Genomic DNA, 16,107 nt, shown 5'->3' with positions numbered 1-16,107 from the left:
AAGACGAGTCTTAAATATGTGAAATGCTATGTAAAACTGAGAATTAAAGAGATTCTTTAAGATTATTGAAGGAGGGAAGAAATGCTAATTAGCCTTACGGTAAACGGAAAGCCGCACAAGTTAGTGGTGGAACCGCAGGAAAGGCTGCTTGACCTGTTGCGGTTAAAGCTGAAACTGACTGGTGCCAAAGAAGGCTGCGGTGAAGGCGAATGCGGTGCTTGCACCGTCATTATGAATGGCGAAGCTGTTAATGCCTGCATGGTGCTGGCCTATCAGGCCAGAAATGCCGAAATCCTGACAATTGAAGGCTTGGCGTCTGACGGTGAACTTGATGCTGTGCAGCAGGCCTTTGTCCAGCATGGTGCCGTACAATGCGGCTACTGCACACCAGGCATGGTTATGAGCAGTAAGGCCTTATTAATGAAAAATACCAAGCCAACCGAAGCTGAAATAAGAGAGGCCCTTGCCGGGAACCTTTGCCGGTGCACCGGTTATGTAAATATTATTAAAGCAGTTAAGTCTGCTGCCGACGGGTTGAAGGGAGGCCAAAGCAGATGACCGGCTATGCGATTGCGGGTTTTTCCAAGCTGGAGGATGTTTTACAGGAACTTGCCCATGCCCCGGCTCAAACGGTATTTATCAGCGGCGGTACTGATTTTATCAATAATAGCCTTGGAAATAATGCCGGACTGGTGATCGATCTTTCCCAGGTGGCAGAGCTAAAGTATATTAAAGACTTAGGTTCTGAAATCAGGATCGGCGGCGGCACCACCTTTGCTGCTATTGCAGCCAGTCCGGTTATTAAAGCCAAAGCCGGTGCTCTGGCACAGGCGGCAGGTCAGGTAGGTTCGGTGCAAATAAGAAACCGGGCAACAATCGGCGGCAATATTGCCAGTGCCTCACCTGCCGGTGACAGTCTGCCGGTGCTGGCAGTCTATAATGCCGGCATCCATACTGCCGGACCGGAAGGAGCGCGTGTCCTAACCCTGGAACAAGCCCTAATCGGGCTTCAGGCGAAAGAATTAATAACTGAAATTGTTATTCCGGTTGCTGCCGGGAGCCGCAGCGGGTTCGTAAAAGTTGGCAGTCGGTCTCAGGTGACCATTGCTAAGATGAGTTTGGCCGCCCAGGTTATTTATGACAGCAGTAAAAACATGATTGTCGAGGGCAAGGTGGCTATGGGCGCTCTGGGCAAAACGCCGGTATGTCCGCTTGCCATTCAAAAATTTTTCAGCCAGCAGGTAGTTGATGAAAGTTTTGCTGCCAACTTAACATTGCTGTTGGCCGAAACGGTAGATGAGATGATAACAGGCCGGGCTTCCCATCCCTACAAAAAGGCAGCCGTGAGGGGATTGGCTCATGACTTGACCGGTCTTTTGTTTGCCGCTTGCAACAGGAATTAAATTATTTTGTCAGGAGGGAACGTGATGGCAGACAAACCGGCGCGTAATTTCAAATATGTCGGCAGGTCAATACCCATCGAAGATGGAGCAGCCAAAGCAAGCGGGCAAATCCGGTATACCGGCGACATGGCTATCGACGGGATGCTGCATGCTCACCTGGTATTCAGCCAGGTTCCGCATGGGCGGATTAAGAATATTGACATTTCCGAGGCCATGGCTGTGCCTGGCGTTGTAAAGATATATATGCGTGACAATGCGCCGCAAATCAGATTTAACTCGCAAGTATGGTTTGCCGGTCAGAATGCAGTTGAAGATCAGGAGCTATTCCCCGAGGTTGTTCGTTTTATTGGTGATACGGTAGCGGCGGTGGTTGCCGAAACCAAGGCGGCGGCCCTAACTGCTGCAAGTCTCATAAAGACTGACTATGAACTCTTGCCAATGGTTATTAATCCGGAGGATGCCCTCAGCGGCCAGGTTGCTGTCCATGACAGCGGCAACCCGTTTTTTACCATGGAAACCAGCTATGGCGATACGGCAGCTGCCATGGCGGCACCGGAAGGCATAGTAGTCGAAGACCGGGTAGAAACTCCTAAAATTCATCATGCAGCTATGGAAAATCACGTATGTATTGCCGCACCGGATCATCGAGGGAGAATAACGGTGCATAGTCCCTGCCAGATCGTATATTCTGTGCGGCTTATTGTGGCCAAAGTCCTGGGGCTGCCTTATCATAAAATCCGGGTTATCAAAACTCCCATCGGCGGATCTTTTGGTGGCAAGCAGGAAATAACCCTTGAGCCGTACTGCGCCTTCTTTGCCAAAGATTTGAACAGGCCGGTAAAGATAGAATTTGATCGGTGGGCCAGTATAATTGCCACCCGGACCAGAACCAAGACCATCGGTTATGTAAAAACCGTGGTAAGTCCTGAAGGCAAGATCATAGCGCGGGACATGAAGCATATTATCGATACAGGGGCCTATACTTCCAATGGCCGTGTCATTTGTTATGCGATGGGCAAAAAGCTGTCCAGGCTGTACCGTATTCCCAGCCAGCATTATCAGGCCATAGCCGTGCATACCAATACGGCCATAGCAGGAGCGGCGCGGGGCTATGGATCGCCGCAGGTGCAAACCATTGCCGAGATCAATCTGGATAATGTGGCCAGGCGTTTACAAATGGACCCTGTTGAATTTCGGCTGAAAAACCTGGTACACCCCTTTGACGCTGATCCGGGCGGCGGGCCTAATCTGGGCAATGCCAGGATTATCGATTGTGTGCACAAAGGCGCCGAGGCTTTTGGCTGGCGTGAGAAATGGAACAGGACTAAGCCTGAGGGGCGATGGCAGACCGGTGTAGGCATGGCTTGTGCCACCCATGGTAACGGCTATTACGGAGCCTACCAGGAATTTGGCACAATGACGATAAGAATGCTCGAAGACGGCAGTATTATGCTTAATGCCGGCTTGCACGACCTGGGCAATGGCACGGTAACCGCCATGAAACAGATTGTGGCCGAGGTGCTGGAGGTTGCGCTTGATATGATTGAGGCGCCTGAGGCTGACACTGATATTAGTCCCTATGATATCGGCTGCCAGGCCAGCCGGGTTATCCACGTTTGCGGCGCCAATGCCATGCAGGCTGCCGAGGAATTGCGCAGCCTGCTGATCCGGGAGTCGGCCAAAATTTTTCAGTGCAGTGAGGAAGAGGTATTGCTTGAAAATGGCATGGTCTATACCAGCCGCGAACCGGAAAAGAAAATCAGCTATGGACAAATGGCGGCTGCTATTCAGCAAAAAAATCAGGTCGAGCTTATTTGTACCATTACCTATCGATCCCCGGCCAACCCCGGTTCATATGCTGTAAACTTCGTCGAAGTGGCTGTGGACACTTATACCGGTTTTGTCAAGGTGGTGGACGTTGTAGCCGTACATGATATTGGCCAGGCCATCAATACCGGTTTTGTAGAAGGGCAAATTCATGGGGGTGTGCAAATGGGACTGGGGCTGGCAATCAGCGAAGATATTGCTTATGACGCCCGGACAGGTGTTGCCGGTGGCGCTAGCTTTAGTAAGTACCATCTGGTTAATGCACCCGATATGCCGCCGGTCAGAGTCCTCTTAATTGAAGAGGGCGAAGAGCATGGACCATATGGAGCTAAAAGTGTGGGTGAACTTGCAACAATCCCCGTCACGGCGGCTACCGTAAACGCCATTAACCATGCGCTTGCCGCCAACTTCACAATTCTGCCGGTTACCCCGGATAAAATTATGGCAATGCTTACGGCCCGGCAGGCAAGTAACCGTACATTACTTCGGTAGTGTCAGGTTTTGGGGAGTGCGGATGAAAAACTGTAACATTGTACCCCGGATATACTTGACAAATGTATCCTGGGTTAGGTATCATATATACATCTACCAATAAATTAATATTGAACTCTTATCCAGAGAGGTCGAGGGACTGGCCCGATGACACCCGGCAACCGGCGCAATGCGCAGTGGTGCTAATTCCAGCAGGAATCAGTAGATATTCCTGGGAGATGAGAGGGGCTTTATGTATGCCGGTTTGCCCCCTCTTTGCAGAGGGGGTTTTTTATTAGCTCTTCTGCATGAAAACAGTTAGGTCTAATCATTATAGTAGGAGGGAGGATATCATGGTTGTTACCTTTTTTCCGGGGTTTAGATGGCGGCCGCAACTTAAGCTGGCTCAAGTTGCGACACCTGAGCAGCCGCTGGATTTAGTTCAGGGCGGTTGTTTAGAGCAGGTTACAGTAGCTTATGAAACCTACGGCCAGCTGTCAGAAGGACGCGACAATGTAATTTTGGTGGCGCATGCATTAACCGGTGACAGCCATCCTGCGGCGCATGACCAATATGATGAGCAGGGCTGGTGGGAACCCTTAATTGGCCCAGGCCGGCCGCTTGATACCACCCGGTTTTTTGTTATTTGTGCCAATGTGCTTGGCGGCTGCCAAGGGACTACCGGCCCGTCTTCGCTTGAGCCTGCCACCGGCAAGCCTTATGGCATGAGATTTCCGGAAATTACCGTCAAAGATATGGTCCGGGTCCAGAAACGGCTGCTGGATATATTAGGGATTGAGCACTTATCCCTGGTGGTGGGAGGCTCAATGGGCGGGATGCAGGCAGTGCAATGGGCGGTTGATTATCCTGGCTTTGTGGATGCAGCGATTGTCATTGCCGCACCCGGCTATTCCTCGCCGCAGGCTATTGCTTACAACCGTGTAGGCCGCCAAGCCGTCACGCTTGACCCCGCGTGGCAAAATGGCGACTATTACGGCAGTCCGGGACCCAAGCAGGGTTTGGCCGCTGCCCGGGCCTTAGGGATGATTACCTATCAGAGCGAGTTGTCTATGTCATATAAGTTTGGCCGGCGGACGCGGGCCGGACAATTTGAAATTGAAAATTATCTTGATTATCAGGGCGAAGGCATGGTAAAAAGGTTTGATGCCAACTCGTATTTGTATTTGCTGCGAGCATTGGACCTCTTTGATATTGGTACCGGCTATTCTTCTTATGAAGCGGCTTTGGCAAGAATAGATGCCAGAATACTGGTAGTGGGAGTAAGTTCTGATATTTTATATCCGCCGCACCAGCAGGAAGAATTAGCGAAAGCCCTGCGGCAAGCAGGTGTATGCACCGACTTTGCCATCATTGACAGCCCGCATGGGCATGATGGATTTCTCATTGATTTTCATTTGCTCAGGCCCATACTGACCAATTTTATTAATAAAGTTCTGCCGGTTTCTGCCGCGGTACCTATTAGGCAGTGGATTAAGTTCAGAGCATCCAGCCTGGCTTATTTGGGGGCCAGGCTAGTACCGGACGTTTCCGTGTAAGGCAGCAAGCCCGGCCAGTGTAAGACAGGGACATTTCCTAAGCGATATTTATATACAAAATACATATAAAATGAGGGATGATTATGACATTGCCAGAAAATCTACGTTTTGATACCCTGGCCGTACACGCCGGGCAGCAGCCTGACCCAACAACCGGTTCGCGGGCAGTACCGCTGTATCTGACTACCGCATACAACTTCCGGGATGCCGACCATGCAGCCGATTTGTTCAGTTTGAAGGAAAGCGGCAATATTTATACCCGGCTTATGAATCCGACAAATGATGTATTTGAACAGCGGATAGCCGCGTTAGAAGGCGGTGTGGGGGCGCTGGCCTTTGCCTCAGGCCATGCGGCCATTGTTGCAGCCATTGTCAATATTGCCCAGGCCGGTGATGAGATTGTCAGTTCCTCGACATTATATGGCGGAACGTATAACCTATTTGCCCACACGTTGCCGCGGTTAGGGATAAAGGTTAAGTTTGTTGATCCGAGCAAGCCGGAAAACTTTGCCGCTGCCATTACGCCCCAAACGAAGGCAGTGTATGCTGAAATCATCGGCAATCCCAAGATCGATGTGCTGGATTTGGAGAACGTAGCTGCTGTAGCGCATAACCATGGTTTACCGCTGATGATTGACAGTACCTTTGCTACTCCGTATTTGTGCCGCCCAATTGATTTTGGCGCCGATGTTGTAATCCACTCGGCAACCAAGTTTATTGGCGGTCATGGCACCACTATGGGCGGTGTGGTTATTGACGGCGGCAAATTTGACTGGGGCAATGGCAAGTTCCCGCTGCTGTCAGAGCCGGACCCCAGCTATCATGATATGAAATATACCGAAGCCCTTGGCAAGCTTGCATATATTATCAGACTCAGGGTGCAGGTACTCCGGGATGTTGGCGCCTGTCTGAGTCCGTTCAACAGCTTTATGTTCCTGCAGGGTTTGGAAACGCTGCACTTGAGGCTGGAACGGCACAGTCAAAATGCACTGGCTGTTGCCAACTATCTGGAGAAGCATGAGCTGGTATCCTGGGTCAGCTATCCCGGGTTAGCAAGCCATCGGGATCATAATCTGGCGAAGAAATACCTGCCCAAAGGAGCCGGTGCCATAATGACTTTTGGCATCAAAGGCGGCCTGGAAGCCGGACGCAGGTTCATTAATGCACTCCGGTTATTCTCGCTGCTGGCTAATGTAGGTGATGCTAAATCACTGGTTATTCATCCGGCCAGTACCACCCATTCCCAGTTATCATCCGAGCAATTGGCCAGTGCCGGCGTATCTGATGATATGGTTCGCCTCTCTGTCGGCATTGAAGATGTAGCCGATTTGATTAATGATTTAGCGCAAGCCTTAGCCGCCAGCAAGTAGTGAAGCTCCCTCCTATAGCCGTAAGGAATCCTATGTATGCCTAAGGTATATTTTACTGGTAAAGTGAATAAGGTATACAATAAAGGTAGATTTACGGTATATAGGAGGAAGAGTTATGCAGGCTTTACTTACGAGAATCCTTGGACTCTGGCACTTTGGCAGCCCTTGTGAGACAGTTAAACCAGAAGTGCTGGTGGACAAGCGGGCTAAAGTTGTGCCGCTTGCCGCCAGCAGAGATATAACGAGGACCCAGGCGTTTTGGGATAAAGCAGTTCCGTCCTAGTGGTCCGTCTACGTGGAAAGTGTAGTTAGAATACGCGGGAAAAGTTCCGCGAAGTTATTATGATTTCAGCGTATACGGGTCACTAGGCTGGCTGCGGACTAACCTGCTCGAAAAAATCGCTTCTGACAGCGGTGGTAAGAGCCGGTTAGTCTTTTTTATTCATTATGTATTGCTGCAGCATAAAATAGCTTGACATATTCATAATGTGCCATCCATAGTATAAGGTAGAGGCCTTTTCCGGCTATCTACCTTATTAATAATAGGAGTACATGTGTTGTGGATCTTCTTCGCTTAACTTACTTTATAGAGGTGGCAGAGCAGCTGAGTTTTACCAAAGCCGCCAAAGTACTTCATGTTTCCCAGCCTTCAATCAGCAAGATGGTGCGTAGCTTAGAGGATGAGCTTGGGGTTACGCTTATCGACCGTTCGGCTCGCCGGATTAAACTGACAGATGCCGGGCAGACCCTTTATGAACGTGGCTGCAGGATCCTTGAATCACTTAAAACGGTAGCTTCCGATTTGGATGATTTAACAAAAGGACAAAAAGGCCGCATCCGTATCGGTATTCCGCCTATGGTTGAGACTAGCTTTTTTGCCATCGCCATTGGGGAATTCAAGAAAAACTATCCAAACATCATCATTGATCTGGTTGAGGTTGGTTCAAAAGCCGTAGAAGATATGGCAGAAGATGGGGAAATTGATATAGGTGTTGTTGTTCTGCCTGTAAGAAACAAAACTGATTTTTCTATGTTTGCCTTTACTAAAGATCCCATATGGCTTATTGTCCATCCGGAGCATCGCCTGGCCGGGCAGGAGCTTGTGCATATTGCCGATCTTGAGGATGAGCCAATAGTCATGTTCCGGAAGGATTTTGCACTGCATGACCATATTGTGGAGAAATGCCGTGAGCACGGATTTATGCCTAAAGTCTTATGTGAAAGCTCGCAATGGGATTTTATGGTGGAGATAGTGGCCGCTAAACTGGGAGTTGCTTTGCTGCCAAAAGTGGTATGCGACAAACTGGGAGCAGGTGTTGTTACCGCGTTGCCTATTGCTGAGGAAATCAGTCCCTGGCATTTGGCAGTTATGTGGAAAAAGGATACATACTTGTCTTTTGCTGCCCGGGAATGGCTAAGATATGCCGCCCGCTTATTTGATGCGGAAGCTGAATTAAAAAAAGCCGGACTATAGTCCGGTTTTTTTTAATTTGGCGAGAAGTTAATTATGATAGTAACTGTATTAATTTTGACGCTGTTTGCCTTATTCGCACAGGATATTTATTATCGCCGGGAGAATTATAGGCATAAGTAACGAATTGCTCAAGGTATTGCGGCCAGTCCGATGTTCTGTTAGGGAATACTGCCGCGTATTGTATCACAAGTAAGGAAAGGGTTTGAAGAAAATTGCGATTGGAAGACATTTGTACCGTGTTTTGGCGAGACTGGGTGGTTTTAAACCGGCGTTTAATCAAATTCGTTTTATCCCGCATGATAGGTCCGGTATTATATTTAGTGGCATTTGGCTGGGGCTTGGGGCGCAGTCTGTCGGTGAACGGCGGCAGCTATCTCGATTTTATCCTGCCAGGCATTATGGCCCTTAATGCCATGAATATCAGCTTTAGCGCAGTAGGTTCACCGCTCAATATGAGCCGGCTGTATCATAAAACCCTGGAGGAATACCTCATTGCTCCTATCGGTCCGGGATCTTTTGTGGCAGGCAAGGTACTGGCCGGAGCGCTTCGGGGCTTGATCTCCTGTGCCGTAATTTTTGTATTAGCCTATCTTTTTGGTGCGAAGCTGACAATCAGCGTCAGTTTTTTGCTGACACTGTTGCTGACTTGCCTGCTGTTTGCCGCCATGGGCTTGGTGGCTGCCATGCTAATCAATTCCCATGAGGATATGGCTAGTTTTAACACCTATGTACTTTTGCCCATGTCCTTTTTATGTGCCACTTTTTTCACACCTGACCGGCTGCCGCAGGTTTTGCGCTGGTTTATTGAGCTGTTGCCGTTAACCCATGCTACCTACGCGCTCAGGGCTATTGGTGCGGGACTGGAGACACCATGGCTGTCGGTGAGCGTTTTGGCGGTATATACGGTGTTGCTGGCAGGTGTGGGCGTGTGGACGATGGTCCGGGTGCGGGACTAGGTTATATTTATTTGTATAGGAGAAGGAAACATGAAATGGGATAGTAATGCATATGATGACAAGCATTCTTTTGTCGCCGAGTACGGTAAAGCCATGCTTGATCTTGTCAACAAGGCCCAAGGGCAAAAAATACTGGATTTAGGCTGTGGTACCGGGGTACTGACAAATGAACTGGCAAAACAAGGGGCAACTGTTATAGGTACCGATTTATCACCAGCTATGATCAAAACAGCGCAGTCGAATTACCCGCACTTGCGCTTTCAGGTGGCAGATGCCACCCAACTGCCTTTTGACAACGAATTTGACACCGTGTTTTCAAATGCGGTTTTTCATTGGATACCAAATCAAAAGCAATTATTGCATTCGATTCAGCGTGCCTTAAAAGCTAACGGGATGCTGGTTTGTGAATTTGGCGCAAAAAATAACATAGCGCAAATTCAAACTGCGTTTGAGCAGGTAACCGGGAAACGGGGCTACTGTTACACTTCGCCCTTCTTTTTTCCCGCAGAAGCAGAATACAGGCTGTTATTGGAGCAAGCCGGCTTTGCCGTAATGCACTGTATTGAATATGACAGGCCAACGCCGCTTGCTGATGGTGAAAAAGGACTGCATAATTGGCTCTGCCAGTTCTTTGTGGGAGATTTGCAAACATTCTCCGAGGAGGAGAAATCAGAGATATTAAGGGAAACAGCAGAACTTTGCCGGAGCAGTATCTGGAAAAGCCAACAGTGGGTGGCCGATTACCGGCGCATCCAGGTTGTTGCGGTGAAGAAACCGTAGGTACCTTGTTTATTGAGACATAAATAGGACGGGTTAGCGGCCCGTCCTATTACAATCTTATATCTGATAATAGCTTATGGTAGTGCTTTTAAGTAAAAAGGTGCTGACATATCACTTTGCAACAAACAGGCAGGGCGCAACTGCGTCCTGCCTGTTTGTTGTTTGACTGTGATTATAAAACCATAACGACTTTTCCCAACACATGACTGACAGGAACAGGGCCAATGTAGCGGCTGTCGCTGGAGTTATTGCGGTTGTCACCCATTACATAGACCTGGCCTGGCGGAACGACGACTTTTTTCGGAGAGGCAGGCTTCATACCTTCCTTGATATAGGGTTCCTCAAGCACTGTACTATTGCGGTATACTTTACCTTCTTTGATTTCGAGAGTATCGCCCGGTTTGCCGATAACCCGCTTAATCCAGATATGGTTGTCAACTTCGGTGATTTTGGCAACACTGAGATAGGTGGATATTGGGTCGGCAATATCATCTTTTATGCTGCGGTCCCGGAATACCCGGCTGTCAATGATAACAACGTCACCGTAATCAGGGACTCCGGCAAACGTATGGCTTAGTTTAGACACAAACACATAGTCGTTATTATGCAGGTTGGGTTCCATAGAGCTTCCTACCACTCTGGTCGGCTGGAACACAAAGGCGTTAATAACAATAGCCAGCGCCAGTGCTGCGGCAAGGCTGTAGGCCCAGTCGGCAATTTCCTTTAATATTTTCATAATCTAAATCCCCCTAGGATGAAATGCGGCTTCTGCTTAGAGAAGAGAGAGGCTTAGCGGCTTACTCATTGGATGAACTCCGGGACAACTATCAGTTATACCGGAGCTAAGTCTTACTATAGCAGATTGCCGGGAGTGGGGCAAGATTTATTATCATGGTACTAATGGATTGCCGTTTCTCCTTATACAGACAATAGCGGAGGAAGCGGCAAAAAGCTTTACCAGGGTTGTAATAAAAATCCTCTGTTGGTAACAAACTAGTTTCAGAAACGCCTAAAGGAGGATGAAGCAGTGTCTAAAGATACGTTGATCAAAAGCGATGACAGTACCAGCCGCGGTGATGTGGAATCAGTCTTAAACAAAGGTGATGCCAGCGGCACTAATAACCCGGATGAGCATTTTGATATTCATAAAAATGCCAAGAAATATTATGATATCGAAAAAGTTCCTGACTCTATGCCGGAAGTACATAAATGGCAGCGGGAGCATATCAAGGTGCATGACCAAAGCAAGGATGGCTTTCCGTTAAATGTCATTCTTGATCCGGCCATGCGGGAGATGTACCAGCATGTACATGCCCAGGGGCTGACCAACGTCTTTGACCGCTTTGAGCAGCAGGAAAAAATCCGCTGCAGTTTCTGCTCTTCCGGTTTGTCCTGCCAGCTCTGCGCTAACGGCCCCTGCCGCATCAGCCCCAAAGCGCCGCGGGGCAACTGTGGTGTTGACGCTGATGTTATGGTATCAAGAAACTTTGTCTACCGCCATGTTACCATTGGTACGGCGGCAAATATTTTTCACGCACAGCAGGCAGCCCGTACGTTGAAAGCCGCTGCCGAAAAACCTGAAAGCGGCCTGAAAATCCGTGATCAGCAAAAACTCTTAAAATATGCGGAAATGGCGGGCCTAAACAGCCATGAGGATATTAATAAAGTGGCAATTGCTTTTGCTGACTGGGTGCTTGCCGATATGGGCAAACCCTATTGGGAAGAAGCGACCATGGTCAAGGCCTTTGCGCCGCCCAAACGCCAGGAACTGTGGCGCAAACTCAATATTTTCCCCGGCGGCGGCTTTAGTGAGATAGGTTTTGCCCAAACCAAGTGTATGACCAATCTGAACGCCGACCCGGTCGATTTCCTGCTGACCTCTGTCCGGCTGGGAATCATTAATGAATATCAGGGTTTATTTGCCCTGGATATTCTTCAGGAAATTCTTATGGGTACCCAGAAAATCCGCACTGCCAAGCAGAATATGGGCCTCTTAAAAAAAGATATGATCAACATTATTACCAACGGTCATATGCCGCTGACTGCCCAGGTTGTTATTGAACTGGCCTCCACCCCGGAATGGCAGGAAAAAGCCAAAAAGGCCGGAGCCAGCGGTATGCAGGTGCTGGGGCATGTCTGTGAAGGCCAGCAATTGTTAAACTACCAGGGTACCGGGGAAATGAGCGCTTATGGTGGTCAGGAAGGCGAGTGGCTGAGCGAAGAATATCTTTTTGCCACAGGTGCTGTTGACCTCTTTATGTTTGACTACAATTGCACCATTCCCACCCTGCCGCTGTATGCCGAACGCTTTGGCACAAAAATGGTCAGTACCCATGAGGTTATCCGCATGCCAGGCACTGAGACTGTTGAATTTAAACCAGAGCAAATGAAACAGCAGGCTGAAAAGATCCTCGATATGGCTCTTGAAGCGTTTGCCAAGCGTAAAGCGGAGAATCGTGAAGTCTATATTCCGCCCCATGTGTCTGAAGGCTGCATGATTGGTTTTAGCACCGAGTCTGTTAAAGAAGCACTGGGCGGCTCCTGGAAACCGCTCATCGATGCCATTGCTGCCGGTAAAATTCGTGGTATCGCCACCATTGTCGGTTGTACCACCGCACGCTATGGCCAGGGCGGCAGCAACATCTTCCGCATTACCAAAGGTTTGATTGAGAAGGATATCCTGGTGTTGTCAGGCGGCTGCACTTCCTCAGTCATGCAGTACACCGGGCTGACCAATCCGGCGGCAGCCGAAGAATGCGGTCCGGGTCTTAAGGAAATATGCAAAGCCCTCGGCATTCCGCCGGTACTTTCTTATGGCGCGTGTGTTGATATCGGCAAAATGACGCAAACGGCCAAAGAACTGGCCGATGCCTTAGATGTTGATACCAATAAACTGCCGCTTGTCATTGGCGCACCGGAATATCTTGAGCAAAAGGCGGTTGCCGATGCCTGCACCGCTATTGCCCTTGGCTGGCTGGTACATGTTGCGCCGGTGCCATCGGTTACCGGCAGCGATGTAGTAGTTAAGGTGCTTACCGAGACTACAGAGACGCTGGGCCTGGGTAAACTGACGGTTGAGACAAGTGCTGATAAAACAGTGCAAATTTACGTGGATCACATTGAGAAGAAACGTAAGGAACTGGGTCTGAATTAAATAAGTGGGATTGCTTGCTCATACCACCCGCAATAACCAGCCTTATGGTCATTGCGGGCGGTGGTGCGGCAATCTCATTTTCCGTATAAGAGCCCTTTGATTTCCGGGCGGCGATGTCTGGTGGCTGACAAAGCAATTTAAAATAGATAGTAAGGCAATTTAGGCCAATATTTATATTCACGATTTTCCAATAGTATGGTAAAATTCATATATACTACTATTTGTTGTGAAATAGGTAATGATGCTTTTGGAGGCTTATATGCGAGATACGATTAATCAATATTTATGGGTAGCCGTCGGCTGCCTGGTCGCCGGTTTTTCAATAAATGCTTTTTTGGTGCCGCATCATTTATTGAGCGGTGGAATTTCCGGTGTTGCGATTATCTTTTATTTTCTTTTCGGTTTGCCGATTGGTATCCAGATTCTGGTTATGAATATACCCTTGCTGTATGCCGCTTACCGGGTATTAGGCAAAGAGTATACCATTGGTACTGTTTACGGTACCATCATCTTCTCGCTGACAGTGGATGCCACTAAATTTGTTTCCCAGCTTACTCTTATCGATGATCCCATCATTTCCGCAATTACCGGCGGTGTTGTATCCGGCATTGGCAGTGGCCTTATTTTTCGTGTTAACGGCAGTGCCGGTGGCCTGGATATTGTGGCCGCCATTATCAAGAAATTTTATTCCCTTAATTTCGGCATAGTAGGGTTTGCAATTAACTGCATAATTATGGTGGCAGCGGCTGCATTGTTTGGCCTGAAGTTGGCCATGCTGACCCTCATTTCCATGTTTATTGCCGCCACTCTTACCGACAAAGTGGTCGAAGGCTTTAACCGCAGGAAAACGGTATTTATCGTTTCCTATAATACCGATAAGATTGTAGATTCCATTTTTAAAGAGGTTGGGCGCGGGGTTACTATTTTGAACGGACAAGGCGCTTATACCCGCCAGGATAAGCAGGTGCTGTTTGTTGTTGTCACTCTTACCCAGATTGCCAAGCTCAAACAACTGGTGACCGAAGCTGATCCACGGGCGTTTATGATTGTACATGATGCTGCCGAGGTTATGGGGCGGGGCTTTACCATGCCGGGAGTCCGGCAATTATGACTGTATATGGAAAGCTGCAGCCCATTGGCAGGGGCAATTGATATACATTTCGGTCTGTTGTATAATTTTTTGCAAACAAAAAGGCGACTGCCGGCTATTTAGCCGGTTGCCGTCTTTTTTGTTTGCAAGGGCTTTGTTAACGCAAGCAGCAATACTCAGGGCTTGCTTAAAAGGTAAAAAAAGCTCAATAACACAAGGTTTTGGCGATGCTTTTGGCGAAACCTCCCTGGTAGCCGTCTAACGAAGGTACAATCTGAATGGAAGCGCATTATTGGTATGCTGGATGCAAAATTATAATTCTAAATATTCCAGCTGCAGTAACAAAGGCATCATAGGTAAAGGAGATAAACCAATTTTAAAATGAAATTGATTCATATTATAAGGTAAAAAAAGACTAACTATTAAAAGTCAAGCCCGAAATAGAGGATGGTGGATAAAAAACAGATGGTTCAAAAAAGGGCATAGCAAAGCAGGCGTCAGTAAGACGTCGTACAGGCTATCGTGAGAGAATTAGGCTGCCGAACGATAGGGTTCCCCGGATTTCTCCAGAGCGTAAATGAGCCGCACTAGTTTCTTGGCAGCGTGAGAGATGGCAACATAGTAATGCTTGCCCTCAGCGCGTTTCCTAGCGAGGTAAGCGGCAAAGATAGGATCCCAAAGGCAAACGAATTTTGTAGCGTTGAAGATGGCATAGCGCAGGTATCGGGAGCCGCGCTTCTCCATATGGGCATGGCAATTTTTAAGCTGCCCGGATTGGTTTGTAGACGGCGACAGGCCGGCATAGGCCAACACCTTGTCGGGAGAATCAAAGCGTGAGAAATCGCCTACCTCGGCCAGAATCATAGCACCCATGCGAGTACTAATACCCGGAATCGTGGTAATGGGAGAATGCAGTTTGTTCATGATGCTTTGGATTGCCTGCTCAATTTCCGCAATCGCGGCATCGAGTTCACGGATGAGGCAGATGGTATGCCGCAGTTCCAGTGACTTCGCGGACATCATAGAGCCAATAGATTGCCTGGCGGCTTCACGTATCTCTATGGCTTTGTCCCGTCCGTAACGGCCTTTGGATGATTCGGCAAGCAAATGGGAGAGCCGCGTCAGATGTGCCGCTGCAATCTGCTTAGCCCCCGGGAACTCATCGAGCAAGGCGTAAACAGAGGCCATATGGAGTGACGACACCAGCTTTTCCAGCTCCGGGAACAGGATGCATACCAGCCTGGCAATTGAGGACTTCAGCTTAGCGCGTACCTTCACCTTGTCGAACCGGTATCTGGTGAGTGACTTTAGCTCCTCATTGTGGTAAGCTGTGTCTGTGTAGGGCTTGAGGCCCACATCAGACATGAGCATAGCCGCAATTGTTCGCGCATCGACACGGTCAGTCTTCGTCTTTCGCAGGGTGAGGCTTTTCCGGTAAAGATTGGTGTGCAAGGGGTTAATGACATAGGTGTCCAGACCATTGTCAAGAAGAAACCCGAGAATGTTGTAGCTGTAATGTCCGGTAGCCTCAAGCCCTACTTTTATTTTATCTTGGGTCGTAGAGCATGCCTGGATTCTTTGCATCAGGCAGCAGAATCCATCCATGTTGTTAGGGATGGCAAATACGTCCGCAAGGACTTCACCTTCTGAACTCATGATAAAGCAGTCGTGTTTGTCCTTGGCAACATCAATCCCGACACAAATCATAATAAAAACCTCCTGGCGGTATATTCGATGCTGCTGTATCCACAGAACACTTTGCTCATGTAACCTTGTTCTAAATAAACCGTCTGGCGGTATCTAACTGATTAACAAACTGGCAAAGGGCTGTGGTTGGAGCCTTTTTTGAACCATCTGGTGGTAGGGGGGCGAAACCAATCCACAGCATCCCTTACAGTGTAGCACAGCCCTTGGAGAGGGGCTCTAATAACTACTACTCTATATAATACAAGGAGCATTCCTGTAACGAACAAAAAAGAGTTTTGAACAAAAAAGTACCTCCTGTTAGAATACAGGGTGTAAGGCT

13 protein-coding genes and 1 riboswitch are annotated in these 16,107 nt (G+C 48.6%); of the genes, 11 read left to right on the top strand and 2 right to left on the bottom strand.

Annotated features, from left to right (window positions below):
- The first annotated feature begins 81 nt into the window (after nucleotides 1-81).
- The 9 genes from GT1_RS21375 (at nucleotide 82) to GT1_RS21335 (ending at nucleotide 9,837) form a co-directional block, all read left to right on the top strand.
- On the top strand, nucleotides 82-558 hold the full coding sequence (locus GT1_RS21375) for a (2Fe-2S)-binding protein (RefSeq protein ID WP_188400415.1): 477 nt from the start codon (nucleotides 82-84) through the stop codon (nucleotides 556-558).
- On the top strand, nucleotides 555-1,403 hold the full coding sequence (locus GT1_RS21370) for a xanthine dehydrogenase family protein subunit M (protein WP_188400414.1): 849 nt from the start codon (nucleotides 555-557) through the stop codon (nucleotides 1,401-1,403). Before GT1_RS21375 ends, GT1_RS21370 begins: the two co-directional genes overlap by 4 nt.
- 24 nt (nucleotides 1,404-1,427) lie before the next feature.
- A complete protein-coding gene (locus tag GT1_RS21365) occupies nucleotides 1,428-3,722 on the top strand; it encodes a xanthine dehydrogenase family protein molybdopterin-binding subunit (RefSeq protein WP_188400413.1) in 2,295 nt (764 codons plus the stop codon).
- A 115-nt stretch (nucleotides 3,723-3,837) separates the two neighbouring features.
- Nucleotides 3,838-3,947, top strand: a riboswitch (SAM riboswitch).
- 107 nt (nucleotides 3,948-4,054) lie between these two features.
- Nucleotides 4,055-5,257, top strand: a complete 1,203-nt coding sequence (locus tag GT1_RS21360; protein WP_188400412.1) for a homoserine O-acetyltransferase — start codon at nucleotides 4,055-4,057, stop codon at nucleotides 5,255-5,257.
- Between the two features lie 83 nt (nucleotides 5,258-5,340).
- Nucleotides 5,341-6,627, top strand: coding sequence for a homocysteine synthase (locus GT1_RS21355; RefSeq protein WP_188400411.1), 1,287 nt, complete (start codon nucleotides 5,341-5,343; stop codon nucleotides 6,625-6,627).
- 115 nt (nucleotides 6,628-6,742) lie between these two features.
- Entirely contained in the window at nucleotides 6,743-6,910 is a 168-nt protein-coding gene (locus GT1_RS21350) for a hypothetical protein (RefSeq protein ID WP_188400410.1), read from the top strand.
- A 276-nt stretch (nucleotides 6,911-7,186) separates the two neighbouring features.
- Nucleotides 7,187-8,101 (top strand): LysR family transcriptional regulator, encoded by a 915-nt coding sequence (locus tag GT1_RS21345; RefSeq protein ID WP_188400409.1) that lies wholly within the window; start codon nucleotides 7,187-7,189, stop codon nucleotides 8,099-8,101.
- Nucleotides 8,102-8,319: 218 nt separating this feature from the next.
- Complete coding sequence (locus tag GT1_RS21340; RefSeq protein ID WP_075753879.1) at nucleotides 8,320-9,057, top strand: ABC transporter permease; 738 nt, start codon at nucleotides 8,320-8,322, stop codon at nucleotides 9,055-9,057.
- 30 nt (nucleotides 9,058-9,087) lie between these two features.
- On the top strand, nucleotides 9,088-9,837 hold the full coding sequence (locus tag GT1_RS21335) for a class I SAM-dependent methyltransferase (RefSeq protein WP_188400408.1): 750 nt from the start codon (nucleotides 9,088-9,090) through the stop codon (nucleotides 9,835-9,837).
- 172 nt (nucleotides 9,838-10,009) lie between these two features.
- Here the strand turns inward: GT1_RS21335 and lepB are convergent, their stop codons facing one another.
- On the bottom strand, nucleotides 10,010-10,573 hold the full coding sequence (gene lepB / locus GT1_RS21330) for a signal peptidase I (protein ID WP_075753883.1): 564 nt from the start codon (nucleotides 10,571-10,573) through the stop codon (nucleotides 10,010-10,012).
- A 291-nt stretch (nucleotides 10,574-10,864) separates the two neighbouring features.
- Here lepB and cooS point away from each other — a divergent pair, with 291 nt between their 5' ends.
- Complete coding sequence (cooS, locus tag GT1_RS21325; protein WP_083945414.1) at nucleotides 10,865-12,991, top strand: anaerobic carbon-monoxide dehydrogenase catalytic subunit; 2,127 nt, start codon at nucleotides 10,865-10,867, stop codon at nucleotides 12,989-12,991.
- Nucleotides 12,992-13,250: 259 nt separating this feature from the next.
- Complete coding sequence (locus GT1_RS21320; RefSeq protein ID WP_075753885.1) at nucleotides 13,251-14,102, top strand: YitT family protein; 852 nt, start codon at nucleotides 13,251-13,253, stop codon at nucleotides 14,100-14,102.
- 510 nt (nucleotides 14,103-14,612) lie between these two features.
- On the opposite strand, the gene GT1_RS21315 is transcribed toward GT1_RS21320, so the two are convergent.
- Nucleotides 14,613-15,788 (bottom strand): IS110 family transposase, encoded by a 1,176-nt coding sequence (locus tag GT1_RS21315; RefSeq protein WP_188400407.1) that lies wholly within the window; start codon nucleotides 15,786-15,788, stop codon nucleotides 14,613-14,615.
- Nucleotides 15,789-16,107 lie beyond the last annotated feature (319 nt).

Source organism: Sporomusa sp. GT1, from assembly GCF_014634905.1.
In the GTDB taxonomy this organism is placed as follows: domain Bacteria; phylum Bacillota; class Negativicutes; order Sporomusales; family Sporomusaceae; genus Sporomusa; species Sporomusa sphaeroides.
Note: the sequence above shows the minus strand (reverse complement) of the source record. Positions and strands in the feature narration are given on the sequence as shown.

Bases quoted from the DNA above. Each gene is read 5' to 3' on its own strand.
- GT1_RS21375 (WP_188400415.1), top strand. From the start codon at position 82: ATGCTAATTAGCCTTACGGTAAACGGAAAGCCGCACAAGTTAGTGGTG.
- GT1_RS21370 (WP_188400414.1), top strand. From the start codon at position 555: ATGACCGGCTATGCGATTGCGGGTTTTTCCAAGCTGGAGGATGTTTTA.
- GT1_RS21365 (WP_188400413.1), top strand. From the start codon at position 1,428: ATGGCAGACAAACCGGCGCGTAATTTCAAATATGTCGGCAGGTCAATA.
- GT1_RS21360 (WP_188400412.1), top strand. From the start codon at position 4,055: ATGGTTGTTACCTTTTTTCCGGGGTTTAGATGGCGGCCGCAACTTAAG.
- GT1_RS21355 (WP_188400411.1), top strand. From the start codon at position 5,341: ATGACATTGCCAGAAAATCTACGTTTTGATACCCTGGCCGTACACGCC.
- GT1_RS21350 (WP_188400410.1), top strand. From the start codon at position 6,743: ATGCAGGCTTTACTTACGAGAATCCTTGGACTCTGGCACTTTGGCAGC.
- GT1_RS21335 (WP_188400408.1), top strand. From the start codon at position 9,088: ATGAAATGGGATAGTAATGCATATGATGACAAGCATTCTTTTGTCGCC.
- lepB (WP_075753883.1), bottom strand. From the start codon at position 10,573: ATGAAAATATTAAAGGAAATTGCCGACTGGGCCTACAGCCTTGCCGCA.
- GT1_RS21320 (WP_075753885.1), top strand. From the start codon at position 13,251: ATGCGAGATACGATTAATCAATATTTATGGGTAGCCGTCGGCTGCCTG.
- GT1_RS21315 (WP_188400407.1), bottom strand. From the start codon at position 15,788: ATGATTTGTGTCGGGATTGATGTTGCCAAGGACAAACACGACTGCTTT.